Below are 23,330 nucleotides of genomic sequence, written 5' to 3' on the forward strand. Positions count from 1 at the left end.
CCCGCTCCCGGACGCCCTCCTTCTCCGAACGCTCACTCGCCACCGGCCACCGCCTCTTCCACCCCGCGGTAGTCCGTCTCGCGCCAGTCCTCCGGCAGCAGGTGGTCGAGTACGTCGTCGACGGTCACCGCGCCCAGCAGCGCCCCGCTGTCGTCCACCACCGGCGCCGAGACCATGTTGTACGCGGCGAGGAAGCTGGTGATCGCCGAGAGCGGGGTCTCCGGGTCGAGCGGCGGCAGATCGCTGTCCACGATCGAGCTGACCAGGGTGTACGGCGGGTCCCGCAGCAGCCGCTGGAAGTGCACCGTCCCCAGATACCGGCCCGTCGGCGTCTCGTCCGGCGGGCGGCACACATAGACCTGCGCGGCGAGCGCGGGGGAGAGGTCCTGCTGCCGCACCCGGGCCAGCGCGTCCGCGACCGTCGCGTCCGGGCGCAGCACGATCGGGTCGGTCGTCATCAGCCCGCCCGCGGTCCGCTCCTCGTATGCCATCAGCCGCCGTACGTCCGCCGCGTCGTCCGGCCGCATCAGCGTCAGCAGCCGCTCCTTGTCCCCCTCGGGCAGCTCGGAGAGCAGATCGGCCGCGTCGTCCGGGTCCATCGCCTCCAGGACATCGGCCGCGCGCTCCTCCTCCAGTTTGCCGAGGATCTCCACCTGGTCGTCGCCGGGCAGCTCCTCCATGACATCCGCGAGCCGGTCGTCGTCCAGTGCCGCGGCCACCTCCACCCGCCGCTTCGGGGTGAGATGGTGCAGCGCGTTGGCGAGGTCCGCCGGGCGCAGCCGCTCGAAGGTGGCGACCAGGCTCTCCGCGCCCTGCCCCTCCTCCTCCAGCGAGAAACCGGTGACCGCCGACCACTCGACGGTCAACGCCTCCCCGCGCCGCCGCAGCGCGCCGCCCTTCCTGCCCCGCCGTACATAGACCTTGTCGATCTCCCAGTCGCGGCGGGCCGGGAGCTGCCGGACCGCCACATCGAGGACCGTCACCTCCTCGCCGCTGTCCGCCAGCCGCACCCGCCGGTCGAGCAGCTCGCCGAGGACCAGCCGCTCGGTGGGGCGCTGCTCGAAGCGCCGTACGTTCAGCACGCCCGTGGTGATCACCTGGCCCGACTCGATCCCGGTGACCCGGGTCATGGGAAGGAAGATCCGGCGCCGGCTGAGCACCTCGACGACCAGACCGAGCAGCCGCGGCGGCCGGCGGCCGACCCGCAGCATCGCCACCAGATCGCGGACCCGCCCCACCTGGTCGCCGTTGGGATCAAAGACCGGCACACCGGCGAGATGCGAGACGAAGATCCGAGGGGCGCCGGCAGCCATCGCACGCGCCTCCTTGTTTCCTGAACGGTCCCTGAATGTCCTTCTATCCAGCGCGATTACGGGTTCAGGCTAGCCCGTACCAGTGCGCCGCGCCCTGGCGGAACGGTCCGTACGGCGTGCGTACGGCTCTCTGTCGAGCGGCCGGGACAGCCCGGGTACGCTGCCGTCTGCCACCCGCCACCGCGTATGAGAGGCAGTGCGTCTGTGTCCCTTCTCCTGTCGTCCGGCCGTTCGCGCCGGGCCGCTCTCCCCGTCGCGCTCTGCGTGGGGCTGGCCGCGGTACTCACGGCGTGCGGTGAGGATCCGGACAAGGGAACCAACGGCCTGGGGAAGCTCTCCGCCACCGAGATCGAGAGAAAGGCGCAGTCCGCGGCGGCCACCGCGACCGCGGTCCGGCTCTCCGGCTCACTGGTGACCGGCGGCGAGACCTACAAGCTCAATATGCAGCTCAAGAAGAGCGGCGGTATCGGGACCGTCACCTCGAAGGACAGCACCTTCCAGCTCCTGCGCATCGAGGACGAGCTGTATCTGAAGGCCGACGCCGGCTTCTGGAGCCACGCGGACGGCGGCGGCGAGGGTGAGGAGCCCACCGAGGAGGATGTCTCGGCGGCCGAGAAGCTGAGCGACAAGTACGTGAAGGTCCCGGAGGACGACTCCTCGTACAAGCAGCTCAGCGGCTTCACGGACAAGCGGGTGCTGCTCGACGGGATACTGTCGCTGCACGGCAAGCTGACCAAGGGCGACCGCGCCAGGATCGGCGGCCTGCGGACGATCAAGGTCAACGGCGGCGAGGGCGACGGCGGGACGCTGGACGTCTCGCTGGAGGGCGTGCCGTACCCGCTGCAACTGGTACGCGCGGGCGGCGCCGGTACGGTCACGCTGTCCGACTGGGGCAAGGACTTCGTGCTGGAAGCGCCGTCCAAGGGGGAGACCGTCGACTACGGCAGCCGCCTGCCGAAGACCGACGAGCAGAACTAGAACGAGCGCCGGGCGGGACCAGGACTCAGACCGGCTTCGGCTGCTCACTCGTCTTCGAGCGCCGGGCGGACCGGTTCCTGACGGGAGCGGATTGGCGAGTGGTCGCCACTGTCGGCAGCGGCACCGCGGCCAGCGAGCCCGACGGCAGCTCGGTGATCACCTCGCGGGGCGTCAGCCGCAGCACCCGGCACTCACGCGCCCACCGTTCCGGCATCCGCTCGGCGTCCGGAGCGTTGAGCCGCTTGCTCTTGAGCTCGGCGACGGCCGCCTCCCAGGCCTCCGAGCGCGGCGCCAGCTCCGTGATGTCCGCCGTCCAGGCCACCAGCCGGCCGCCCTTGTCCTTGCTGCGTACGGTCACCTCGGCCGTGGAGCCGTCGGCGAGGCCGGGCAGCGGCTGCTCGCCGGCGCCGTCCCCGACCAGATAGGCGGCGCCCTCGTACCAGATGTGCCACAGCGCGCGGCCGGGCCCCGGACCCCGTACCCAGATGAGGCCGGACTTCTTGGTGGCCTCCTCGACAAGCGCCTGGCCGAGCCGCGGATCTGTCATGCCCGCAGCTTAGCCAGCACGCCGGACCCCCCTCTACAGCCAGCCGTTGCGCTTGAGGGTGCGATGGATCGTCACACAGACGACCGCGATCGCGCCCAGCACCATCGGGTAGCCGAACTTCCAGTGCAGCTCCGGCATGTGATCGAAGTTCATGCCGTACACCCCGCAGATCGCCGTCGGTACGGCGATGATGGCCGCCCAGGACGTGATCTTGCGCATGTCCTCGTTCTGCGCGACGGTCGCCTGCGCGAGATTGGCCTGGAGGATCGAGTTCAGCAGTTCGTCGAAGCCGATCACCTGCTCGTGCACCTGCGCGAGATGGTCGGCGACATCGCGGAAGTACTTCTGGATGTCGGGGTCGACCAGCCGCATCGGCCGCTCGCTCAGCAGCTGCATCGGCCGCAGCAGCGGCGAGACGGCCCGCTTGAACTCCAGCACCTCACGCTTGAGCTGGTAGATCCGCCCGGCGTCGGAGCCGCGCGGACTGCCCTTCGCGGGCGCCGAGAACACATCGATCTCGACCTCGTCGATATCGTCCTGGACGGCCGACGCCACCGCGATGTACCCGTCCACGACATGGTCCGCGATGGAGTGCAGCACCGCCGAGGGCCCTTTGGCCAGCAGTTCGGCGTCCTCCTCCAGCCGGTGGCGCAGGGCGCGCAGCGAGCCCTTGCCGCCGTGCCGGACGGTGATCACGAAGTCCCGTCCTGTGAAGCACATCACCTCACCGGTGTCCACGACCTCGCTGGTCGCCGTCAGTTCGGTGTGCTCGACGTAGTGGATGGTCTTGAAGACGGTGAACAGGGTGTCGTCGTACCGCTCCAGCTTGGGCCGCTGATGCGCCTGCACCGCGTCCTCCACCGCCAGCGGGTGCAGCCCGAACTCGGCCGCGATACCGGCGAATTCCTCCTCGGTCGGCTCATGGAGGCCGATCCAGGCGAAGCCGCCGCCCTCCCGTACCCGCAGCATCGCCTCGTGCGGCGTGACACACGGGTCCTCCATCACCCGGCGGCCCTTGCGGTAGACCGCGCAGTCCACCACCGCGCTGGAGGCGGACGGGTCCCGGGTGGGGTCGTACGAGTCGTACTTGCTGTAGGCGGCGGCGGTCCTGCGCAGGGCCGGGCGGACCGCTGCGCGCAGGTCTCGGATCATCGACATGGCGGGCTCCTTCACGGAGAGGCCGTCGGCGAGGTGGCACAGCCCGGAATGGGGACGTGGTGCATACGTCCGCAAAGCGGGCGGCACCGCGGGGTCGCGGTGACGGCGTTCGCTACAGACAGGCTGAAAACACAGGCGAGAGGGCAAGAGCGTGAGAACGAGAGGAAAGGACGCTCTTCCGTCGTGCGGGAGGCCGTGCCTGGACTGCCGGGGCCTCAGATCCCCGGGACCCGGATCACCGGGAAGAGAGCGGGGCGGAAGAGCGGTTGGTACTGGCCGGGTGACTTCGATCCACCGCAGCCCCACCTCCTCCGGCCGGTCCCCCGTGGGGGACGACGTGTCATCGGGACTTGGAGAGCGGCGCTCTGCGCACACTGTCCCGACCAGCGGCCAAGACTATCAGCCGACAGACGTCAATCTCTTCCTCTGCCCGATTCCGTAGCGATCTATGCTCCGCGTATGGCAGAAATTCTCGCTCTGGTCGAGGCCAGGCTGCGTACGGCGCTGGGCGAACCGGACGCGCGGGCCGCGGTCACCTTCCTGGGGACGGACCGTATCGAGGTGCTCCGCTTCCCGGACTCCGGGAGCGGCTCCAGTGGCTCTCATGGCTCCCATGACGGCGCTGATGTGGTGCGGTACGTCACACTCGGAATGTCGGCGCAGCCCATGGCCGACCCCTCCGCCGTACTGGCCGACCTCGTGAAGGGCCCCCGCGCCGAGCTGCTCCTGACGGTACGGGCCGGGCTCGCCGACACCGACCGGGTGCTGCGCCCGCTCGCCGTACTCGCCGCGTCACCGCAGGTCGAGGGCGTGGTCATGGCCTCGGGCGGCTCCCTGGACCTGGGCGGACCGCTCTGGCCGGGGGCGCCCTTCCACTCCGTACTGATCGGGGAGTCCGGCGGGCTGGTGCCGGATCTGGAGCTGGACGCGCCCCTGGAGCCCGTACGGTTTCTGCCGCTGCTGCCGATGACACCCAACGAGGCGGCGTGGAAGCGGGCACGGGGCGCGCGGGAGCTTCAGGAGCGCTGGCTGGCGCACGGCACGGATCTGCGCGATCCGCTGCGCCGTTCCGTACCGTTGGACTGATGCTGGACTGATGGCGATGTGTGGACCGGCGGTGCGACCGATGGACCGGATCATGGCGCTCATGGCGCGCGGAAGACTTTGTATCGTTCCACCGGGACGTACTCGGTCCGGACGGGTGATCGTCCTTGACGCGACGTCGGCCGGGGAGGACCGTGGGGCGCTATGAGGGGCGAACCCAGTTGCCCGAAGTGCGGTGGCCGGGTCAGGGCGCCCGGTCTTTTCGCCGACTCCTGGCAGTGTGATGTGCACGGCACCGTGCATCCGCTCCAGCCCGTGATACCGCCCAGCGTCGAGGCCCTCGGTGTGGTGGTGCACCGTGCGCGGGTCCCGGTGTGGATGCCCTGGCCGCTGCCCGTCGGCTGGCTCTTCACCGGAGTGGCGTACGCGGGGGACGACCGCAGCGGGGGCCGGGCCACCGCCGTCGCCTGCTCGGGTCCAGGACCGCTCGGCGGCATGGGGGAGCTGCTGCTCGTCGCGGAGGAGCTGGGGGTGGGGCTGGGGGCGCGGTACGCCGGGATGGACGGCCCCGATCCCGGACCGCACATCGGAGTCGACAAACCCCCGCAGGCCAAGCTGCTCGCCGCGGGCCGGCCCACCCCTCTGTGGCATGTCGCCCAGGCCCCCGACGACCGGGCGGTGTTCGCGGGTGAGGCGCTCGGACTGTGGCTGTGGGCGATCGTCTGGCCGGAGCAGTCGGGGCTGCTGCTCTACGACGAACTGGTGCTGACCGACCTGCGGGACGCGGGCGCCGAAGTGGAACTGCTGCCGTGCGGGGCGCTGTCACCCCGGCTGTTGTCCTGACCGCCGCGTTCCCTCGTGCCTCCTGTCGCCCTGTGTGCCTCGGGCGGCATCGTGGACGGCAGCGATCCGGGGGTGTCCGAGCCCCCCCGTTATCCTTGAGGTCCTTGAACGCCCGATGTGAGCGCCCGTTGTGAGCGCCCGCACGGGTGTCAGCCCGGGAATGTCCGTCCCAGCCTCCGGAGTCCGCCTCGTGCGCATCGATCTGCACACCCACTCCACCGCCTCGGACGGTACGGACACCCCGGCCGAGCTGGTCCGTAACGCGGCCGCGGCGGGGCTCGATGTCGTCGCGCTCACCGACCACGACTCCACCCGCGGCCATGCCGAGGCGACCGCCGCGCTCGCGGACCTCGACCGGGACCTCACTCTCGTCACCGGCGCCGAACTCTCCTGCCGGCTCGACGGCATCAGCCTGCACCTGCTCGCGTATCTCTTCGACCCGTACGAGCCCGAGCTGCTGCGCGAACGCGAGCTGGTACGGGACGACCGCATACCCCGGGCACGCACCATGGTCGGCAAGCTCCAGGAGCTGGGCGTCCCGATCACCTGGGAGCAGGTCGCCCGGATCGCCGGCGACGCCTCGCTCGGCCGCCCGCACATCGCCACCGCGCTCGTCCAGCTCGGTGTGGTCGAGACCGTCTCCGACGCCTTCACCCCCGAGTGGCTCGCCAACGGCGGGCGCGCGTACGCCGAGAAGCACGAGCTGGACCCGTTCGAGGCGATCCGACTGGTCAAGGCCGCGGGCGGAGTCACGGTCTTCGCGCATCCGCAGGCCGTCAAGCGTGGTGAGGTCGTGCCCGACTCGGCCGTCGAGCGGTTCGCCGCCGCCGGTCTCGACGGCATCGAGGTCGACCATGTCGACCACGACGCCCCGACCAGGGCCCGGCTGCGCGCCCAGGCCGCCGATCTCGGGCTGCTGGTCACCGGCTCCAGCGACTACCACGGCAGCAGGAAGCCCGTACCGCTCGGGGCGTACACCACCGATCCGGAGGTCTACGCCGAACTCACCCGGCGCGCCTCCGGCGCCCTCCCGGTCCGGGCCGCGGGCAGCCACCCGTAAGGGGCCGCGCACAGGCTCCCGCAAGCGTGCCCGTACAACAGCCGGCGCCCCCGTACGGGTGATCCGTACAGGGGCGCAGTGTCGGCGTTGTGCGAAGTGGATGCGGGGTTACGAGGCCGTGGATTCGGCGGGGCGGATATAGATGCGCTGGCCCTCGGCGGCGGCCTGCTGCACGATGCGGTTGACGGAGGCGGCGTCCACGACAGTGCTGTCGACAGCGGTGCCGTCGACATCGTCGAGGCGCATGATTTCGAAGCGCACGGGCTTCTCCCTTCGTCTGATCCTCCGGCTGGAGAACTGTGGGTGACGGGATGTCCGTCGATCGGTGCGTGAACGGTTACGTGTAGCTTCAACGGGTTGCCTACTGCAAATATTCCTTAGGCTAAGGAAATTCTTTGGGAGGCTAACTACTGGCGGGTACGGTGTCGTCCACAGAGAATGAAGCGCGTATGAACGAGGCAGAGACCAACCCAGAGAGCACCCCGGAGACCGGCCCCGGGATCGCCGAGATCGCAGCCCGTCTGGAGCGGACGAACGAGCTGCTCCAGCGCATGCTCGCGGAGGTCGCCAAGACCCCGTCCACACATGCCATCTTCGTCGACGCCGGTTACGTCTATGCTGCGGCCGGGTTGCTTGTAGCGGGCACGGAAGACCGGCGCGCCTTTGATCTCGACGCCGAGGGGCTCATCGAGGCCTTCATCGACAAGGCCAGGATCATCTTCGCGGACAGCAGGCTGCTGCGGGTCTACTGGTACGACGGCGCCAGGCGGCGGATCCACACCCCCGAGCAGCAGGCCATCGCGGAGCTGCCCGACGTCAAGGTCAGGCTCGGCAATCTCAACGCCAACAACCAGCAGAAGGGCGTCGATTCACTGATCCGCACGGATCTCGAATCGCTCGCCCGGCACCGCGCCATCAGCGACGCGGCCCTGGTCGGCGGGGACGAGGACCTGGTGTCCGCGGTCGAGGCCGCGCAGGGGTACGGGGCACGCGTCCACCTCTGGGGCATGGAGGCCGGCGAGGGGCGCAACCAGGCCGAGCCGCTGCTCTGGGAGGTCGACAGCCAGCGCACCTTCGACCTGGAGTTCTGTAAGCCGTATGTCACCCGGCGCCCGGTCACCACGTACGAGCACGAGGGCGAGCCGCCGCCCTCCCGCGACCAGGTCCGCTTCATCGGCGCGCAGATCGCGGCGACCTGGCTGGCGGAGCGCGGCCGGGAGTCGATGGTCGAGCTGCTGCCGGGCCATCCGTATCTGCCGGGGCCGGTGGACCAGGACCTGCTGATCGAGGCGGAGAGACTGCTCCAGCGGTCGCTGAGGGGGCATGCGATGCTGCGGCGGGCGCTGCGGGACGGCTTCTGGCAGCACCTCCAGTCGCAGTACTGACCTTTACGCGACTGAACCCTTCGCGGCTCTTGGGGCCCCGGCCGGGTGAGTGCCGGCCGGGTCAGTAGTGGCCGTCCCAGAAGTCCGTCAGCGCGGCGGCGGTCTCCAGCGGCCGGTCGGTGTTGGGGGAGTGCTGCGCCCCCGCGATCACGGTCCTGCGGGCCTTGAGCCGCTCCGCCATCGCGTCGAGCAGCGGCAGCGGCCAGGTGTCGTCGCGCTCCCCGGACAGCACATGCTTGGGCAGCGGCTGTACGGCGGCGAGTTCGGCGACCCGGTCGGGTTCGACGGAGAGCTGGCGGCCGGTGGCGATGAGCTGCGCCGGACTGGTCCGCAGCCAGCGCCTGCGCAGATCCTCGCCGTCGACAGGGGTTTCTTCCGGAGGATCCATCGCACGCATGGCCTCCCACACCTGCGCCATGGACATCGTGGCGAGCGCGTCGCTGAGCAGCTTCACCCGCTCCCGCTGGGCCGGGGCGACCTGCGCGGGCCCGGAGGACATCAGGGTCAGGGTGAGGAACGGGCTCCGGTCCAGCAGCACCGCGGCGCGGGCGATCTGGCCGCCGAGCGAGTGCCCGAGCAGATGGACCGGAGTGCCGACCGCCTCCGCCTGCGCCAGCACATCGGCCGCCAACTCGCCCTGGGTGTACGCCTCTTGGGTGTCCGGCCCCTCGGTCTCGTACTGTCCGCGGCCGTCGACGGCGAGGGCGCGGTAACCGGCCTCGGCGAACGGTTCGAGCATCGAGTTGAAGTCCTCCTTGCTGCCGGTGTACCCGGGCAGCAGAAGCACGGTTGCCTGCGGCTCTCCGGCCGGTCGGCTGTCGAGCACGGCGAACCGGCCGCGCCGGGTCGACAGGGTGCGGGCACGGGCACAGGAGGGCGGGACAAAGCTGGACGGCCGACTCATGCGACGAGGCTAACCGCGCGGCGCAAGCCCGGTGCGATCAGGTCCGTGCCCGACGGGAGAGCACCGGCCGGGCTCCTGGCCGTACGCCGATGGCCCGGCACCCCTTGGTGGGATGCCGGGCCATCGGGTGCTACGGCTGCTGGATCAGCTTTCGGTCTTGGCCGCGGTCGTACGCGTACGGCGGCGGCGCGGCTTCGGTACCGCCTCCGCCTCCGGGGCCTCGGGCCCGTCGGCGGCGGGCTCGACGGCCTTGGCGACGCGGGTACGGCGACGGGGCCTGGCCTCCGCCACCTCCGCCACAGGAGCCTCGGCCGGGTCGGCCACCGCCTCGGCCACGGGCTTGGCGGCCCGGGTCCGTCTGCGCGGCGCGGCCTCGGCGACGGGCGCCTCGGCGGTCACCACCGCCACAGCCCCCTCGGCCGCCTCTCCCGCCTCCGCCACCGGCTTCGCGGCCCGGGTGCGGCGGCGGCGCGGCTTGGGCGCTGCCTCGGCCTCCGGCTCCGCCGGAGCGAGCACGTCCGCCGCGGGGCCCGCCGGGACGGTCTCCAGGACCGCAGCCCCGGCCTCGGCCGCCGCCAGGGCGCCGCTCCGGGTGCGACGGCGGCGGCGCGGAGTGCGCGGCTCGGCCGGCTGCTCCACGGTCACGTCTGCCGGCTCGTCCACCGGAACGGCCGTCTGGAACTGCGGTTCCGCCGTGGCTCCGTCCAGCACGGCCCCGCCACGGGTGCGGCGCCGCTGGCGCGGAGTGCGCGTACGGGCCGGGCGCTCTTCCCGTACCGCGGAAGAGGCCGCCGACTTGCGGCCCCGGCCGCCCGTCTCGCCCAGGTCCTCGACCTGCTCGGCCGAGAGCCCGGCACGGGTGCGCTCGGCGCGCGGCAGCACGCCCTTGGTCCCGGCCGGGATCTTCAGCTCCTCGAACAGGTGCGGGGACGTGGAATACGTCTCCGGCGGGTCCGGGAAACCGAGGTCGAGCGCCTTGTTGATGAGCTGCCAGCGCGGGATGTCGTCCCAGTCGACCAGCGTCACCGCCGTACCGGACGCGCCCGCGCGGCCCGTGCGGCCGATGCGGTGGAGGTAGGTCTTCTCCTCCTCCGGAGACTGGTAGTTGATGACATGCGTCACACCCTCGACATCGATACCGCGAGCGGCGACGTCCGTACAGACCAGGACATCCACCTTGCCGTTGCGGAACGCGCGCAGCGCCTGCTCGCGGGCGCCCTGGCCGAGGTCGCCATGGACCGCGCCGGAGGCGAAGCCGCGCTGGGCGAGCTGGTCGGCGATGTCGGCGGCCGTACGCTTCGTACGGCAGAAGATCATCGCGAGTCCGCGGCCCTCGGCCTGGAGGATGCGGGCGACCATCTCCGGCTTGTCCATGGAGTGCGCGCGGTAGACCCGCTGGGTCGTGTTGGCGACGGTCGCGCCCTCGTCGTCGGGCGAGGTGGCGCTGATGTGCGTGGGCTGCGACATGTACCGCCGGGCGAGCCCGATGACCGCGCCCGGCATGGTCGCCGAGAAGAGCATCGTTTGGCGTTTGGGCGGCAGAAGCTGGATGATCTTCTCGACATCGGGCAGGAAGCCCAGGTCGAGCATCTCGTCGGCCTCGTCGAGCACGAGCGCGCGCACATGCGAGAGGTCGAGCTTCTTCTGGCCCGCCAGGTCGAGGAGGCGGCCCGGAGTGCCGACAATCACATCGACACCCTTCCTGAGGGCCTCGACCTGAGGTTCGTACGCCCGGCCGCCGTAGATGGCCAGCACGCGTACGTTCCGCACCTTGCCGGCCGTGAGGAGGTCATTGGTGACCTGCGTGCACAGCTCGCGGGTGGGGACGACGACAAGCGCCTGCGGTGCGTTGGTGAGCAGTTCGGGCACGGCCCGGCCGGACTCGACGTCGGCGGGGACGGTGACGCGCTCCAGCAGCGGCAGACCGAAGCCGAGCGTCTTGCCCGTGCCGGTCTTGGCCTGTCCGATGACGTCCTTGCCGGACAGTGCGACGGGGAGCGTCATCTCTTGGATGGGGAACGGAGACAGAATGCCGACGGCTTCAAGCGCCTCGGCCGTCTCGGGGAGGATTCCGAGTTCTCGGAAAGTCGTAGTCAGGGTGCTGCCTCTTCTGTGAGACGCGGCGCGAGGCGAACGCTGGGGGTCGTACCGCACCTGGGTACTCGGCCGGCCGTGGGTTGGCCGGATGGCGCGGGACCACTGCCGTCGCTCGAGCGCTCGTGCCGCTGAGGGGGCCCCTCATCTGCGGTCATACGCTGCTGTGCGTACGATCCGCGTGGAGGGCGGTCGGGTCGGAGCCGATCGGGCCACCGACCGGGCATCCTCATGGGGCCTGTCCGAGGAATGGACCCTCGGTCAAAACACTTCCACATACTGCAAGGGCCCGCCGAACGATCAGCAGGCTCTTTATCACTGTACCCCGGAATCGCGCATGTGTGTCGGGGAAAGTTCATGGAGGGCCCGTCCACCAGTGCTGGACAGGCCCTTCCTCCATGCTCACGGCGGACTATTGTGCCGTCCGTGACTCCTCCCCCACAGGGGCTTCTCACCTGGCCGCACAGCGGTCTGATGACGGACGAGCCCTGCCCGGCGCAGTGACGCGCAGTGGTTAGTCTATCGCCACATGTGATGTAAGACAGACGAACTGGAAGGTTGCCGTGGCAGACAGCGAGAACCGAGACAGCGCGAACACGGGGATCGCCGCCCAGAACTGGGACACGGCCTCCGCGCAGCCGCAGTACCGCGCCGCGGTCGTGGATCTCCTCGGGGCGCTCGCCTATGGCGAGCTGGCGGCCTTCGAGCGGCTCGCCGAGGACGCCAAGCTGGCGCCCACCCTCGCCGACAAGGCCGCGCTGGCGAAGATGGCCTCCGCCGAGTTCCACCACTTCGAGCGGCTCAGCGACCGGCTGAAGGCCATCGACGCCGAGCCGACCGACGCGATGGAGCCCTTCGCCAAGGCCCTCGACGACTTCCACCGCCAGACCGCGCCGTCGGACTGGCTGGAGGGCCTGGTCAAGGCGTACGTGGGGGACTCGATCGCCAGCGACTTCTACCGTGAGGTGGCCGCGCGGCTCGACACCGACACCCGCTCCCTGGTGCTCGCGGTGCTGGACGACACCGGCCACGGCAACTTCGCCGTGGAGAAGGTACGGGCCGCGATCGAGGCCGAGCCCCGGGTCGGCGGGCGGCTGGCGCTGTGGGCACGGCGGCTGATGGGCGAGGCGCTGTCGCAGGCACAGCGGGTGGTGGCCGAGCGGGACGCGCTCTCCACGATGCTGGTCGGCGGGGTGGCCGACGGGTTCGATCTCGCGGAGGTCGGCCGGATGTTCTCGCGGATCACCGAGGCGCACACCAAGCGGATGGCCGCTCTGGGACTGGCCGCCTGAGCCCTGGGCTCACCGGACTCTCCGGGCCGTGCGTCAGGACGGCATGGCCCGGTGCAGCGGGCGGCCCGTGGGGCGGATCAGCAGCGACAGCAGGACCGCCCCCACCAGCAGCGCGCCGCCCAGTGTCAGCAGGGTGTGGCCGGGGCCGAGCGCCATGTGCGTCAGATAGGCACCGAAGAGGGCGCCGAGCGGACCGGTGGTGAACACCGTCCGGTACGCGGGGAGCCGGTCGGACAGCAGGTGGGACGCGACCCAGGAGAGACCGAGCCCGAGCAGGGCCGATCCAAGAGCTACCCAGAACACCGCTGATCACCTCACGACACCAGAAAGCACATGGTGGTCCGGACCTTTTGGCCCAGCACGTCACTACCCGCGGTGCACGGAACGCAACCCTCCCGAGATCCCCCGGACACGATCACCGGCACGGTCAGTCGGGTGCCGGGCGGCCGTCCGTACGGCGCAATCCCGGCGCGTACTCCCGTATCAGGGCCCGTACAGCGCGATGGCCCGGCGGGGAGTCCCGCCGGGCCATCACGAAAGTGATCCTCAGAGCGCTACAGCGCGCCGAATCCGACCCGCCGGGTCGTCGGCTCACCGATCTCCACGTACGCGACCCGCTCGGCCGGTACGAGCACCTTGCGCCCCTTGTCGTCGGTGAGGCTGAGCAACTGCGCCTTGCCGGCCAGCGCGTCGGCCACGGCGCGCTCGACCTCCTCGGCGGACTGCCCGCTCTCCAGAACGATCTCCCGGGGCGTGTGCTGCACGCCGATCTTGACCTCCACGGCTATGTCCCTCCGAACGGTCAGTGCGTTGCGCGGTCAGCCGCGCTGTACTCAGCACACACTAGCCCGCGGAAACCACCGGGAATCCACTGGGAAGACGCCGTGCTGAACGCCCGCAGCGAACACGGGGCGTTCAGTGCTGTTCACCGCCGTGCAGCGGGAAGCCCGCGATGCCCCGCCAGGCCAGCGACGTGAGCAGCCGGACCGCCTGGTCGCGGGGGATGGCGGACTCGCTGGAGAGCCAGTAGCGGGCGACCACCTGGGAGACCCCGCCGAGGCCCACGGCCAGCAGCATGGACTCCTCCTTGGAGAGCCCGGTGTCCTCGGCGATCACCTCGGAGATGGCCTCGGCGCACTGGAGCGCGACCCGGTCGACGCGCTCGCGCACCGCCGGTTCGTTCGTCAGGTCCGACTCGAAGACCAGCCGGAACGCGCCGCCCTCGTCCTCGACATAGGCGAAGTACGCGTCCATGGTCGCCTCGACGCGCAGCTTGTTGTCGGTGGTCGAGGCGAGGGCGGTACGGACGGCCTGGAGGAGGGCTTCGCAGTGCTGGTCGAGCAGCGCGAGATACAGCTCCAGCTTGCCGGGGAAGTGCTGGTAGAGGACGGGCTTGCTGACCCCGGCCCGCTCGGCGATGTCGTCCATCGCCGCGGCGTGGTACCCCTGCGCGACGAAGACTTCCTGTGCCGCGCCCAGAAGCTGATTGCGTCGGGCGCGGCGGGGCAGGCGCGTGCCTCGCGGGCGCGCCGCCTCGGTCTGCTCTATGGCTGTCACGCCGCCTCCCAAAAATCGTGCCGTGCGCGCTGTGCGCCGCCCCGCCATCGTACTTTTGGGTAACGGCGCTGTGCGCGGGCGGAACGCAGAATTTCACGGACCGGGACGGCCGCGGTAGCGGGCGGCCGGATCCGAACGAAGACCCTGGCCCACTTCAGAGCACCTGGCGGGGGTCAGCGGTAGCCCTCCTCGTCCTCGTCCAGGTCGACCGCCCGGGCCTGCTCGGCGGCATCGCCCTCACTCACCGTGTCCGGATCGACATGTGTCAGGCGTTCGTCGCCGTGGCGGCGCACCTCGGTGTGCTGCTCCGCGGCGTCGGCCTCGGGGGTCTCCTCGGGCAGTTCGGCGTACTCGTCCTGGTCGTCGGTCTCGAAAGTGTCCGGATCAGTGGGGTCGACCGGCATAAGTGGCCTTTCGCTGACCTTTCTTCGTACAAGCCCTCTTCATGCAGCGTAGAAGCCCGCGATGCCGGGCGCCATGCGGCCTGTGATGGCGAACACACAGTGCCGGGCGTGATCGTCTCGTAACATTGCCGCATGTCTTCGACCGAGCTGCCGGAAACCATTGCCGCCGCCGTGGCTCCGAAGGTGAGTCCCGTACGGGTCGCGGAGGGGGAGACGCTCCGTTCCGTGGCGCTGCCCGGACTCACCCTGACGGTACGGGCACGGCCCGCGACCCGTACGGGAGCGCCGCCCGCGCTGTATGTGCACGGGCTGGGCGGCTCCTCGCAGAACTGGTCGGGGATGATGCCCCTGCTGGCGGACCTGGTCGACGGCGAGGCCGTCGATCTGCCCGGTTTCGGGGACTCGCCGCCGCCGGACGACGGCAATTACTCGGTCACCGGGCATGCCCGCGCGGTGATCCGGCTGCTGGACTCGGGGCGGCGCGGGCCCGTGCATCTCTTCGGGAACTCGATGGGCGGCTCGGTCGCCACCGTGGTCGCGGCGGCCCGGCCGGATCTGGTGCGGACCCTGACACTGGTCTCGCCGGCGCTGCCGGAGATCCGTGTCCAGCGCTCCGCGGTGCCCACCGCGCTGCTGGCGCTGCCCGGGGCCGCCGCGCTGTTCGGCAGGATGACCCGGGAGTGGTCGGCGGAGCAGCGGACGCGGGGCGTCCTCGCGCTCTGTTACGGAAATCCCTCGTCGATCACCGAGCAGGAACTGCGGGACGCGGTGCGGGAGATGGAGCGCCGGCTTCAACTGCCGTATTTCTGGGACGCGATGACCCGTTCCGCGCGCGGTATCGTCAACGCGTACACCTTGGGCGGTCAACACGCACTGTGGCGGCAGGCCGAGCGGGTACTGGCCCCGACGCTGCTCGTCTACGGCGGGCGGGATCAGCTCGTTTCGTACCGTATGGCACGGAAGGCGTCCGCCGCTTTCCGTGATTCACGGCTCCTTACGCTCCCTGACGCCGGGCATGTCGCCATGATGGAGTACCCGCGGGAGGTCGCCCAGGCCGCCCGGGAGCTGATCGACAACGCCGGCAGGGCCGGCGACGCGGACAAGACCGACAGGAGCTGATCCGGGGCGTGGGACGACACAGCCGCAGAGGCCCCGCACCCGGGTCCGGCTCCGCCTCGCCGAGCCCGGCCGGTGTCGCGCCCGCCGAGGCGGAACCGGACCCGGATCCGGAGGGCCCCGGCAGAGGCAGGCGCAGGCGCGCGGGAGCCGCCGGGGACGAGGCCGCGTACGGCACTCCGGCGCACGGCACCCCGGTGTACGGCGGCACTCCCGCGCACGGTGTGCCGAGGGTACGGGGCGGCCACCCCGAACAGCGCGAACCGGGCGGAGGCTGGGGCACCGGCCAGCGCTACGGCGACTGGCAGGGCACGGCCCCGGGCCGCCCCCGCCCAGGGGCCGCAGGCATGCTCGGCGCGACGCCCGGGCCCCGAACTGCCGGACCGGGTACGGCCGGAGGCATGGGCGCCGGACCCCGGACCCCCGGAGCAGGCGCGGCCCGCGGCGCCGGAGGGCCGGGAAGTGCGATGCCCGGGGCTCAGGCGCCCGCGGCCGGTATGCCGGGAGGCGGCGTTCCAGGGGCCCGCGGGCCCGGAGCCGGGACCCTGAAGGGCGCCGGCCGTGGGGCACGGATGCCCGTGGATGCCACGCCCGCCGCCGGGACGCCGTTGATTCCCGGGCCGCGGCGGGAGTTCATCGACGCGTTCGACGACGACGCCTTCGACGCTCCGGGTGCGCGGACCGGCGTACGGGAAGCGGCTCCGCCCGGGCGGGGCGGTGACGGGCCGGACGCGGGTCCGGACGCCCCGGAACAGCCCGAGGCCGAGCAGCCCGTCAAGGGGAGCAAGGGGCGGGCGCTCACCGGGATCGCCGCCGCCGCGGTCACCACCGTGCTCGCGGTCGTCGTCGCCGGACAGATCACCGGCGGCGAGCCGTCCGGCGCCCGCGCCGCCGACGGACTCGACCGCGCCGAGGACGACATCGCCTCCCGCTCCGACGGCCGGGCCACCCCTTCCGTACAGCCGGACGTACCCGCCCCGCCGCCGCCCACCTATGCAGAGTTGATGACCCGTCAGTTCCCGCTCGACCCCCAGCTCACCGCGTCCGGCCGCTTCACCGCCGTACCCGGACTCGACCGGGCGCCGGGCAAGGGCCAGAAGTTCCGCTACCGCGTGGACATCGAGAACGGCCTCGGGCTGGACGGCGCGCTCTTCGCGGACGCCGTCCAGAAGACCCTCAACGACGACCGGAGTTGGGCGCACAACGGCGCCATGACCTTCGAACGGATCTCCAGCGGCAAGCCCGACTTCGTGATCACCCTGGCGAGCCCCGGCACCACCGGTGTCTGGTGCGCCAAGTCCGGTCTGGACACCACTGTCGACAATGTGTCCTGCGACTCCGCCTCCACCGACCGCGTGATGATCAACGCCTTCCGGTGGGCGCAGGGTTCGAAGACCTTCGGCGCCAAGGCGATGCTCAGCTACCGCCAGATGCTGATCAACCACGAGGTCGGCCACCGGCTCGGGCACAACCATGTGATCTGCGGCACGCCCGGCGCACTCGCCCCGGTGATGCAGCAGCAGACCAAGTCCCTGGACATCGACGGCATAAAGTGCAGGCCCAACCCCTGGGTGTTTCCCAACAGTTGAGACGCTCGTCTCAAAGTGCGTTGACATCACGGGCGGGGTCGTTCATATTTCTCGGCATGTCCCCCCACCACCACGCCACCGCCGTCGGGCACGCCGCGATAGAGCTGACGCTCATCGGTGTGACCGCGCTGTGCGTGGCAGACATCCACTGTCGCTGACGCCTGCCCGAGCGCGCGCCGACCGTCCCTGACGGCCGTGCGAGTCCGCGCCTAGGGCGTACTACTCCGTCCGTACCAGGCGCGGCATGAACCGGTTCCACCTTTTCCGCTCTCCACCGCTGCCGCCTGCGCGGACACCGGGCGATTCCCGCCCTCGCACACGTCCCGCACGTCCCCGCACGATTCCGCCCGCGCAGCAACCGAGAGGCTTTCTTCCCATGCGTCAACCGTCCGCAAGATCCCGCCGCCTGGCAGCGGCAGCCATCAGCCTGGTCCTGGCCATGGGCGCCGCCGCCTGCTCGGGCCCCCAGGACAACGATGCCAAGGCCGACGGCGCGAGCAAGGGCACGCCCCAGAAGGGCGGCAAGCTCACGGTGCTGAACACCGAGCCGCAGGCCGACTTCGACCCGGCGCGCCTCTACACCTCGGGCGGCGGCAACGTCCCCTCGCTGGTCTTCCGTACGCTCACCACCCGCAACCGCGCGAACGGCGCCGCCGGCACCAAGGTCGTCCCGGACCTCGCCACCGACACCGGGCGCCCCAACGCGGACGCCACGGAGTGGACGTACACCCTCAAGGACGGGCTGAAGTACGAGGACGGCACCCCGATCACCAGCGCCGACATCAAATACGGTGTCGAGCGTTCCTTCGCCGCCGAACTCTCCGGCGGTGCGCCGTATCTGCGCGACTGGCTGATCGGCGGGGCCGACTACCAGGGCCCGTACAAGGACCCCAAGGGCCTCGCCTCGATCGAGACCCCCGACGACAAGACCATCGTCTTCAAACTCCGCAAGCCCGAGGGCGACTTCCCCTTCCTGGCCACCGCCACCCAGTTCGCGCCGGTGCCGAAGGCCAAGGACGACGGCGCCAAGTACGAGGAGCACCCGGTCTCGTCCGGCCCGTACAAGGTCGTCAAGAACGAGGACGACGGGCGGCGCCTTCTCCTGGAGCGCAACCCGAACTGGTCGGAGAAGACCGACGACCAGCGGCACGCCTACCCGGACACCATCGATGTGCAGTCCGGTCTCGACTCGGCCGTCATCAACCAGCGGCTGTCGACCAGTTCGGGCGACGACGCCGCCGCCGTCACCACCGACACCAACCTGGGCCCCGCCGAACTCGCCCAGACCAGCAGTGACAAGGCGCTCGCCGCGCGCGTCGGCACCGGCCACTTCGGCTACACCAACTACCTCGCCTTCAACCCGAAGGTGAAGCCGTTCGACAACCCCAAGGTGCGCCAGGCGATTTCGTACGCCATCAACCGCACCAGTGTGATCAACGCGGCCGGCGGCTCCGCGCTCGCCGAGCCCGCGACGACCTTCCTGCCCGACCAGGCCGCCTTCGGCTACACGCCGTACGACCACTTCCCGGCGGGCAAGACCGGGAACCCGGCCAAGGCCAAGGAACTGCTGAAGGAGGCCGGTTACCCGAACGGGCTGACCATCTCCCTCACCCACTCCACCGTGCAGAACCGGGAGACCAGCCCTGACGTCGCCACGGCCGTGCAGGAGTCGCTCAAGCAGGCCGGGATCACGGTCAAGCTGGTCGGCCTCGAACCCAACGCGTTCAACGAGGCGCGCTGGAGCGTCACCAAGTCGCCCGGGTTCTTCCTCTCGCGCTGGGGCGCCGACTGGCCGTCCGGCGGCCCCTTCCTGGCGCCGATCTTCGACGGCCGACAGATCGTCAGGGACGGCTCCAACTTCAACCACGCCCAGCTCGACGACCCCGCCGTCAACAAGGAGATCGACGAGATCAACAAGCTGACGGACCTGGCCGCCGCCGCCAAGCGCTGGGGCGCGCTCGACAAGAAGATCGGTGAGCAGGCCCTCGACGTACCGCTGTTCCACCCGGTCTACAAGCGGCTGTACGGCAAGGACGTCAAGAACATCGTGATCAGCGACTGGACCGGTGTCCTCGACATCTCGCAGGTCGCGGTCAAGTGAGTACGGTTCCCGATCTGCCGGCGTCCGGGGCGAAGGCGGGTGCCACCACGGTGGTGCCCGCCGCCGCCTCGGACGCCCGTCAGGCCTGGCGGCGGCTGCGCCGGCGCCCCACAGCCGTCATCGCCGCGAGCGTCCTCGGACTGCTCGTGGTGCTGGCGGTCGCGGCGCCGCTGCTCGCCGCGGTCGAGGGCCAGGACGCGAACACCTACCACGACGCGCTGGTGGACTCGGCGCGCGGCGGGGTGCCGATCGGCTCGTTCGGCGGGGTGAGCGGCGACCACTGGCTCGGGGTCGAACCGGGCACCGGGCGCGATCTGTTCGTACGGCTGCTGTACGGCGCCCGGGTCTCGCTGCTGGTCGCGGCGGGCGCCACCGTCGTGCAGGTGCTGATCGGGATCACGGTCGGTCTCGCCGCGGGGCTGGGCAACCGGCTCCTCGACACCGTCCTCAGCCGGTTCACCGATGTGATGGTCGCGCTGCCCCTGCTGGTGCTCGCCATCGCCCTGACCGCCGTCGTACCGCCCGACTTCCCGCGCCCGCTGCTGCTGATCCTGGTGATGGGACTGCTCAACTGGGGCGGTACGTCCCGGATCGTACGGGCGCAGACGCTCACCCTGAAGCAGCTCGACTTCGTCGCCGCGGCCCGGCTCGCGGGTTCCGGGCGCTGGCGGGTGGCGCGGCGCGAGCTGCTGCCCTCGCTCGCCGCGCCCCTCATCACGTACGCGGCGATCCTGCTCCCCGTCAACATCGTGCTTGAGGCGTCCCTGTCCTTCCTGGGCGTCGGGGTCAAACCGCCGACGCCGTCGTGGGGGCAGATGCTGTCGAGCGCGCAGACCTGGTTCCGCGCGGATCCGATGTACGTACTGCTGCCGGCCGGGATGCTGTTCGTGACCGTGCTCGCCTTCACCGCGCTGGGTGACGCGGTACGGGCGGCCCTCGACCCGCGTGAGGCGGCGCGGCTGCGGGTCGGGACACGGGCATCCCGTACGTCCCGTACCGCACGCGCCGCGGCCCCCGGGGCCGCCGCGCCCGCAGACCTCCGCAAGGACACCTCCTCATGACGCGCTATCTGCTCAAACGGCTCGCCGGCGCGGTGCTGGTCCTGCTCGTTCTCTCCGTCGCGATCTACGCGCTGTTCTATCTGGCGCCCGGCGACCCCGCCCGGCTCGCCTGCGGCGACCGGTGCAGCACCCAGCAGGTCGACCAGGTACGCGGGCAACTCGGTCTCGACGAGTCGGTCTACGCGCAGTACGCGCACTTCCTCCAGGGCATCGTCGCCGGACGCGACTACTCCACCGGCACGGCCCTGCTGCACTGCGACGCGCCCTGCCTCGGCTTCTCGTACCAGACCGACCAGCAGGTCACCGCGCTGATCCTGGACCGGCTGCCCGCGACCGCCTCCCTCGCGATCGGCGCGATGGTGATCTGGCTGGCCGTCGGGGTCGGCACCGGACTGCTGTCCGCGCTGCGGCGCGGCGGGATCACCGAGCGCACACTGACACTGCTCACCCTGGCCGGGACGGGCACACCGGTGTTCATCCTGGGGCTGCTGCTCCTGATGGTGGTGTGCGCGTACCTGCAGTGGCTGCCCTTCCCGACGTACGTACCGCTCACCGAGGACCCCGAGCAGTGGGCGTGGAACATGCTGCTGCCGTGGCTCACCCTGGGCTTCTTCGAGAGCGCCAAATACGCCCGGCTCACCCGCAGTTCGACGCTGGAGACACTGGCCGAGGACCATATCCGCACCTTCCGCGCCTATGGTGTCGGGGAGCGGGCGGTCGTCGGGCGGCACGCGCTGCGCGGGGCCGTACCGCCCGTCATCGCGCTCAGCGCGCTGGACTTCGGCACGGTGATGGGCGGGGCGGTGCTCACCGAGTCCCTCTTCAACGTTCCCGGGATCGGCAAGGCACTGATCGACGGAGTGCGCGAGATCGATCTGCCGGTGGTGGTCGGGGTGGTGCTGGTGATCGGCGTGGCCGTCGTGCTGGCGAATGTGGTGGCCGATCTACTGTACGCGGCCGCCGACCGGAGGGTGGTGCTGCATTGATCCCCGTAACCCCTGCGACTCCAGGGACTTCCGCGACTCCTGTGACGGACCGTCTGGTCGAGGTCGAGGGCCTCACGGTGGACTTCGCGCTCGGGGAGGAGACCGTACGGGCCGTCGACGGGCTGTCCTTCTCGCTGGCCGCGGGCCGGGCGATCGGCCTGGTCGGCGAGTCCGGCAGCGGCAAGAGCACGGTCGCGGGCGCGCTCCTCGGACTGCACCGCGGGACCGGCGCGCGCGTCGGCGGTACGGTACGCGTGGGCGGTACGGACGTGGGCATCGCGTCCGACCGCGAACTGCGCGCCCTGCGCGGGGCGGTGGCCGCGATGGTCTTCCAGGACCCGCTCTCCTCCCTCGACCCGTACTACGCCGTCGGCGACCAGATCGCCGAGGTCTACCGGGTCCATACCGCCGCCACCCGGCGGGCCGCCCGCGCGCGGGCCGTCGAGGTGCTGGACCGGGTGGGCATCCCCGACGCGGCGCGCCGGGCGGACGCCAGACCGCACGAGTTCAGCGGCGGTATGCGCCAGCGCGCGCTCATCGCGATGGCGTTGGCCTGCGAGCCGCGCCTGCTGATCGCCGACGAACCGACCACGGCCCTGGACGTCACCGTCCAGGCCCAGATCCTCGATCTGCTGCACGACCTGCGGCACGAGACCGGGATGGGGCTGCTGCTGGTGACCCATGACGTGGGGGTCGCGGCGGAGAGCGTGGACGAGGTGCTGGTGATGCGGCACGGGCGCGAGGTGGAGCGCGGTCCGGTCGCGGAGGTGCTGGGCGCGCCCGGGGAGACGTATACGCGGGCGCTGCTGTCGGCGGTGCCGCGGGTGGACGCGCCGGTGGTACGGGGCTCCGGTGAGCCGGCTGGGACGTCCGGGGCGTCCGCCGTGGGTGATGCGCTGATCGAAGCGGTGGACCTGCGGCGGGAGTTCCGTCGGGGGCGGCGGACCGTCACCGCCGTCGACGGGGTCTCGCTCACCGTCGGCGCCGGCGAGACCCTGGGCATCGTCGGCGAGAGCGGCAGCGGCAAGACCACGCTGGGCCGGATGCTCGTACGGCTCCTCGATCCGACCGAGGGGCGGCTGCGCTACCGGGGTACGGAGATCGGGGCGGCGCCCGAGAAGCAACTGCGCCCTTTCCGCCGCGAGTTGCAGATGATCTTCCAGGACCCGGTCTCCTCGCTCAATCCGCGCCGGTCGGTGGGGGAGTCCGTGGCCGACCCGCTGCGGGCGGCGGGGGTGCTGGACGAGGGACGGATCGTTACGCGCGTACGGGAGCTGCTGGAGCGGGTCGGGCTCGATCCCGACCGGTACGACCGCTATCCGCACGAGTTCAGCGGGGGCCAGCGCCAGCGTGTCGGTATCGCCCGGGCACTGGCCGCCGAGCCCCGGCTGATCGTCTGCGACGAACCCGTATCGGCGCTGGACGTGACCACCCAGGCGCAGGTCACCGCGCTCCTCGCGGAACTCCAGCGGGAACTCGGCCTGGCGCTGGTCTTCATCGCCCATGACCTCGCGGTCGTACGGCAGGTCAGCGACCGGGTCGCGGTGATGCGGCACGGCAGGATCGTGGAGCAGGGGACGGTCGGGGAGGTGTACGGGGCGCCCTCCGACCCGTACACAAGGCAACTGCTCGCCGCCGTGCCCGCGCTCGATCCGGCACTCGCCGCCGAGCGCCGCGCGGCCAGGAAGACGTTGCCCGCGGTGGCCGAGAAGGTCGCCGCCGTCTGACCCTGTGTAGCCGGGTCGATCCGTAGCGCAACAAAACGCTACCGGTCCGGGAAAGTTACGTGCATTCACCCCTTCTGGTGGGGGGGGGGGGGGGAAGGAGGGACCGGGGGGGCGGGGCCGCCGTGGGGGGGTGGGGGGTAGAAGGGAAGGGGAAGAAAAAGGGAGACGAAA

The 23,330-nt window shown here is 71.0% G+C and carries 23 protein-coding genes; 13 read left to right on the forward strand and 10 right to left on the reverse strand.

Features of this window, described 5'->3' with window-relative positions:
• Positions 1-32: 32 nt before the first annotated feature.
• The gene (locus tag ACFU9P_RS08255; protein WP_376375413.1) at positions 33-1,313 is read right to left on the reverse strand and encodes a magnesium transporter MgtE N-terminal domain-containing protein; all 1,281 of its coding nucleotides are present in this window, start codon (positions 1,311-1,313) and stop codon (positions 33-35) included.
• 186 nt (positions 1,314-1,499) lie between these two features.
• On the opposite strand from ACFU9P_RS08255, the gene ACFU9P_RS08260 reads away from it, so the two are divergent.
• Positions 1,500-2,291, forward strand: a complete 792-nt coding sequence (locus tag ACFU9P_RS08260; protein WP_376375415.1) for a hypothetical protein — start codon at positions 1,500-1,502, stop codon at positions 2,289-2,291.
• A gap of 25 nt (positions 2,292-2,316) precedes the next feature.
• Here the strand turns inward: ACFU9P_RS08260 and ACFU9P_RS08265 are convergent, their stop codons facing one another.
• The gene (locus ACFU9P_RS08265; protein WP_384078285.1) at positions 2,317-2,838 is read right to left on the reverse strand and encodes a hypothetical protein; all 522 of its coding nucleotides are present in this window, start codon (positions 2,836-2,838) and stop codon (positions 2,317-2,319) included.
• A gap of 33 nt (positions 2,839-2,871) precedes the next feature.
• On the reverse strand, positions 2,872-3,996 hold the full coding sequence (locus tag ACFU9P_RS08270; protein WP_376375421.1) for a magnesium and cobalt transport protein CorA: 1,125 nt from the start codon (positions 3,994-3,996) through the stop codon (positions 2,872-2,874).
• A gap of 459 nt (positions 3,997-4,455) precedes the next feature.
• On the opposite strand from ACFU9P_RS08270, the gene ACFU9P_RS08275 reads away from it, so the two are divergent.
• The 3 genes from ACFU9P_RS08275 to ACFU9P_RS08285 all read left to right on the forward strand — a co-directional run bounded on the left by ACFU9P_RS08275 (position 4,456) and on the right by ACFU9P_RS08285 (position 6,943).
• On the forward strand, positions 4,456-5,082 hold the full coding sequence (locus ACFU9P_RS08275) for a suppressor of fused domain protein (protein ID WP_384078286.1): 627 nt from the start codon (positions 4,456-4,458) through the stop codon (positions 5,080-5,082).
• 162 nt (positions 5,083-5,244) lie between these two features.
• The gene (locus ACFU9P_RS08280; protein ID WP_376375426.1) at positions 5,245-5,883 is read left to right on the forward strand and encodes a DUF6758 family protein; all 639 of its coding nucleotides are present in this window, start codon (positions 5,245-5,247) and stop codon (positions 5,881-5,883) included.
• A gap of 190 nt (positions 5,884-6,073) precedes the next feature.
• Positions 6,074-6,943, forward strand: a complete 870-nt coding sequence (locus tag ACFU9P_RS08285) for a PHP domain-containing protein (RefSeq protein ID WP_376375429.1) — start codon at positions 6,074-6,076, stop codon at positions 6,941-6,943.
• A 108-nt stretch (positions 6,944-7,051) separates the two neighbouring features.
• Here ACFU9P_RS08285 and ACFU9P_RS08290 read toward each other — a convergent pair whose 3' ends face one another.
• Positions 7,052-7,204, reverse strand: coding sequence for a hypothetical protein (locus ACFU9P_RS08290; RefSeq protein ID WP_376375432.1), 153 nt, complete (start codon positions 7,202-7,204; stop codon positions 7,052-7,054).
• 188 nt (positions 7,205-7,392) lie between these two features.
• On the opposite strand from ACFU9P_RS08290, the gene ACFU9P_RS08295 reads away from it, so the two are divergent.
• Positions 7,393-8,328, forward strand: a complete 936-nt coding sequence (locus ACFU9P_RS08295) for an NYN domain-containing protein (RefSeq protein WP_376375434.1) — start codon at positions 7,393-7,395, stop codon at positions 8,326-8,328.
• Between the two features lie 61 nt (positions 8,329-8,389).
• Here ACFU9P_RS08295 and ACFU9P_RS08300 read toward each other — a convergent pair whose 3' ends face one another.
• Positions 8,390-9,232 (reverse strand): alpha/beta fold hydrolase, encoded by an 843-nt coding sequence (locus ACFU9P_RS08300; protein ID WP_376375437.1) that lies wholly within the window; start codon positions 9,230-9,232, stop codon positions 8,390-8,392.
• Between the two features lie 144 nt (positions 9,233-9,376).
• Positions 9,377-11,236, reverse strand: a complete 1,860-nt coding sequence (locus tag ACFU9P_RS08305) for a DEAD/DEAH box helicase (protein ID WP_384078287.1) — start codon at positions 11,234-11,236, stop codon at positions 9,377-9,379.
• A 653-nt stretch (positions 11,237-11,889) separates the two neighbouring features.
• Here ACFU9P_RS08305 and ACFU9P_RS08310 point away from each other — a divergent pair.
• Positions 11,890-12,618, forward strand: a complete 729-nt coding sequence (locus ACFU9P_RS08310; protein ID WP_376375442.1) for a ferritin-like fold-containing protein — start codon at positions 11,890-11,892, stop codon at positions 12,616-12,618.
• A 33-nt stretch (positions 12,619-12,651) separates the two neighbouring features.
• Here the strand turns inward: ACFU9P_RS08310 and ACFU9P_RS08315 are convergent, their stop codons facing one another.
• The 4 genes from ACFU9P_RS08315 to ACFU9P_RS08330 form a co-directional block, all read right to left on the reverse strand.
• On the reverse strand, positions 12,652-12,921 hold the full coding sequence (locus ACFU9P_RS08315) for a hypothetical protein (protein WP_376375444.1): 270 nt from the start codon (positions 12,919-12,921) through the stop codon (positions 12,652-12,654).
• A gap of 251 nt (positions 12,922-13,172) precedes the next feature.
• Complete coding sequence (locus tag ACFU9P_RS08320) at positions 13,173-13,400, reverse strand: DUF3107 domain-containing protein (protein ID WP_376375446.1); 228 nt, start codon at positions 13,398-13,400, stop codon at positions 13,173-13,175.
• A gap of 133 nt (positions 13,401-13,533) precedes the next feature.
• Positions 13,534-14,175 (reverse strand): TetR/AcrR family transcriptional regulator, encoded by a 642-nt coding sequence (locus ACFU9P_RS08325; RefSeq protein WP_046500386.1) that lies wholly within the window; start codon positions 14,173-14,175, stop codon positions 13,534-13,536.
• A 173-nt stretch (positions 14,176-14,348) separates the two neighbouring features.
• Positions 14,349-14,579, reverse strand: coding sequence for a hypothetical protein (locus ACFU9P_RS08330; RefSeq protein ID WP_376375450.1), 231 nt, complete (start codon positions 14,577-14,579; stop codon positions 14,349-14,351).
• A gap of 132 nt (positions 14,580-14,711) precedes the next feature.
• Here ACFU9P_RS08330 and ACFU9P_RS08335 point away from each other — a divergent pair, with 132 nt between their 5' ends.
• The 7 genes from ACFU9P_RS08335 to ACFU9P_RS08365 all read left to right on the forward strand — a co-directional run bounded on the left by ACFU9P_RS08335 (position 14,712) and on the right by ACFU9P_RS08365 (position 23,159).
• Positions 14,712-15,698, forward strand: coding sequence for an alpha/beta fold hydrolase (locus ACFU9P_RS08335; RefSeq protein ID WP_376375452.1), 987 nt, complete (start codon positions 14,712-14,714; stop codon positions 15,696-15,698).
• 8 nt (positions 15,699-15,706) lie between these two features.
• A complete protein-coding gene (locus ACFU9P_RS08340; RefSeq protein WP_384078288.1) occupies positions 15,707-17,284 on the forward strand; it encodes a DUF3152 domain-containing protein in 1,578 nt (525 codons plus the stop codon).
• A gap of 56 nt (positions 17,285-17,340) precedes the next feature.
• Positions 17,341-17,442: an Ms4533A family Cys-rich leader peptide gene (locus ACFU9P_RS08345; RefSeq protein WP_367997414.1), complete on the forward strand. Its 102-nt coding sequence runs from the start codon at positions 17,341-17,343 to the stop codon at positions 17,440-17,442.
• Between the two features lie 218 nt (positions 17,443-17,660).
• A complete protein-coding gene (locus tag ACFU9P_RS08350) occupies positions 17,661-19,385 on the forward strand; it encodes an ABC transporter substrate-binding protein (RefSeq protein ID WP_376375459.1) in 1,725 nt (574 codons plus the stop codon).
• A gap of 50 nt (positions 19,386-19,435) precedes the next feature.
• Positions 19,436-20,446 (forward strand): ABC transporter permease, encoded by a 1,011-nt coding sequence (locus ACFU9P_RS08355; protein ID WP_384078383.1) that lies wholly within the window; start codon positions 19,436-19,438, stop codon positions 20,444-20,446.
• Positions 20,443-21,432: an ABC transporter permease gene (locus tag ACFU9P_RS08360; protein ID WP_376375462.1), complete on the forward strand. Its 990-nt coding sequence runs from the start codon at positions 20,443-20,445 to the stop codon at positions 21,430-21,432. The genes ACFU9P_RS08355 and ACFU9P_RS08360 overlap by 4 nt, the downstream gene beginning before the upstream one ends.
• A 41-nt stretch (positions 21,433-21,473) precedes the next feature.
• Positions 21,474-23,159, forward strand: coding sequence for a dipeptide ABC transporter ATP-binding protein (locus ACFU9P_RS08365; RefSeq protein WP_384078289.1), 1,686 nt, complete (start codon positions 21,474-21,476; stop codon positions 23,157-23,159).
• Positions 23,160-23,330 lie beyond the last annotated feature (171 nt).

Source organism: Streptomyces sp. NPDC057617, assembly GCF_042800555.1.
In the GTDB taxonomy this organism is placed as follows: Bacteria; Actinomycetota; Actinomycetes; order Streptomycetales; family Streptomycetaceae; genus Streptomyces.

What these genes read in the sequence shown, in the direction of transcription:
- ACFU9P_RS08350 (WP_376375459.1), top strand. Translation starts at nt 17,661, where the DNA reads ATGCGTCAACCGTCCGCAAGATCCCGCCGCCTGGCAGCGGCAGCCATC.
- ACFU9P_RS08265 (WP_384078285.1), bottom strand. Translation starts at nt 2,838, where the DNA reads ATGACAGATCCGCGGCTCGGCCAGGCGCTTGTCGAGGAGGCCACCAAG.
- ACFU9P_RS08260 (WP_376375415.1), top strand. Translation starts at nt 1,500, where the DNA reads ATGAGAGGCAGTGCGTCTGTGTCCCTTCTCCTGTCGTCCGGCCGTTCG.
- ACFU9P_RS08360 (WP_376375462.1), top strand. Translation starts at nt 20,443, where the DNA reads ATGACGCGCTATCTGCTCAAACGGCTCGCCGGCGCGGTGCTGGTCCTG.
- ACFU9P_RS08275 (WP_384078286.1), top strand. Translation starts at nt 4,456, where the DNA reads ATGGCAGAAATTCTCGCTCTGGTCGAGGCCAGGCTGCGTACGGCGCTG.
- ACFU9P_RS08295 (WP_376375434.1), top strand. Translation starts at nt 7,393, where the DNA reads ATGAACGAGGCAGAGACCAACCCAGAGAGCACCCCGGAGACCGGCCCC.
- ACFU9P_RS08305 (WP_384078287.1), bottom strand. Translation starts at nt 11,236, where the DNA reads ATGACGCTCCCCGTCGCACTGTCCGGCAAGGACGTCATCGGACAGGCC.
- ACFU9P_RS08335 (WP_376375452.1), top strand. Translation starts at nt 14,712, where the DNA reads ATGTCTTCGACCGAGCTGCCGGAAACCATTGCCGCCGCCGTGGCTCCG.
- ACFU9P_RS08345 (WP_367997414.1), top strand. Translation starts at nt 17,341, where the DNA reads ATGTCCCCCCACCACCACGCCACCGCCGTCGGGCACGCCGCGATAGAG.
- ACFU9P_RS08300 (WP_376375437.1), bottom strand. Translation starts at nt 9,232, where the DNA reads ATGAGTCGGCCGTCCAGCTTTGTCCCGCCCTCCTGTGCCCGTGCCCGC.
- ACFU9P_RS08255 (WP_376375413.1), bottom strand. Translation starts at nt 1,313, where the DNA reads ATGGCTGCCGGCGCCCCTCGGATCTTCGTCTCGCATCTCGCCGGTGTG.
- ACFU9P_RS08330 (WP_376375450.1), bottom strand. Translation starts at nt 14,579, where the DNA reads ATGCCGGTCGACCCCACTGATCCGGACACTTTCGAGACCGACGACCAG.
- ACFU9P_RS08270 (WP_376375421.1), bottom strand. Translation starts at nt 3,996, where the DNA reads ATGTCGATGATCCGAGACCTGCGCGCAGCGGTCCGCCCGGCCCTGCGC.
- ACFU9P_RS08280 (WP_376375426.1), top strand. Translation starts at nt 5,245, where the DNA reads ATGAGGGGCGAACCCAGTTGCCCGAAGTGCGGTGGCCGGGTCAGGGCG.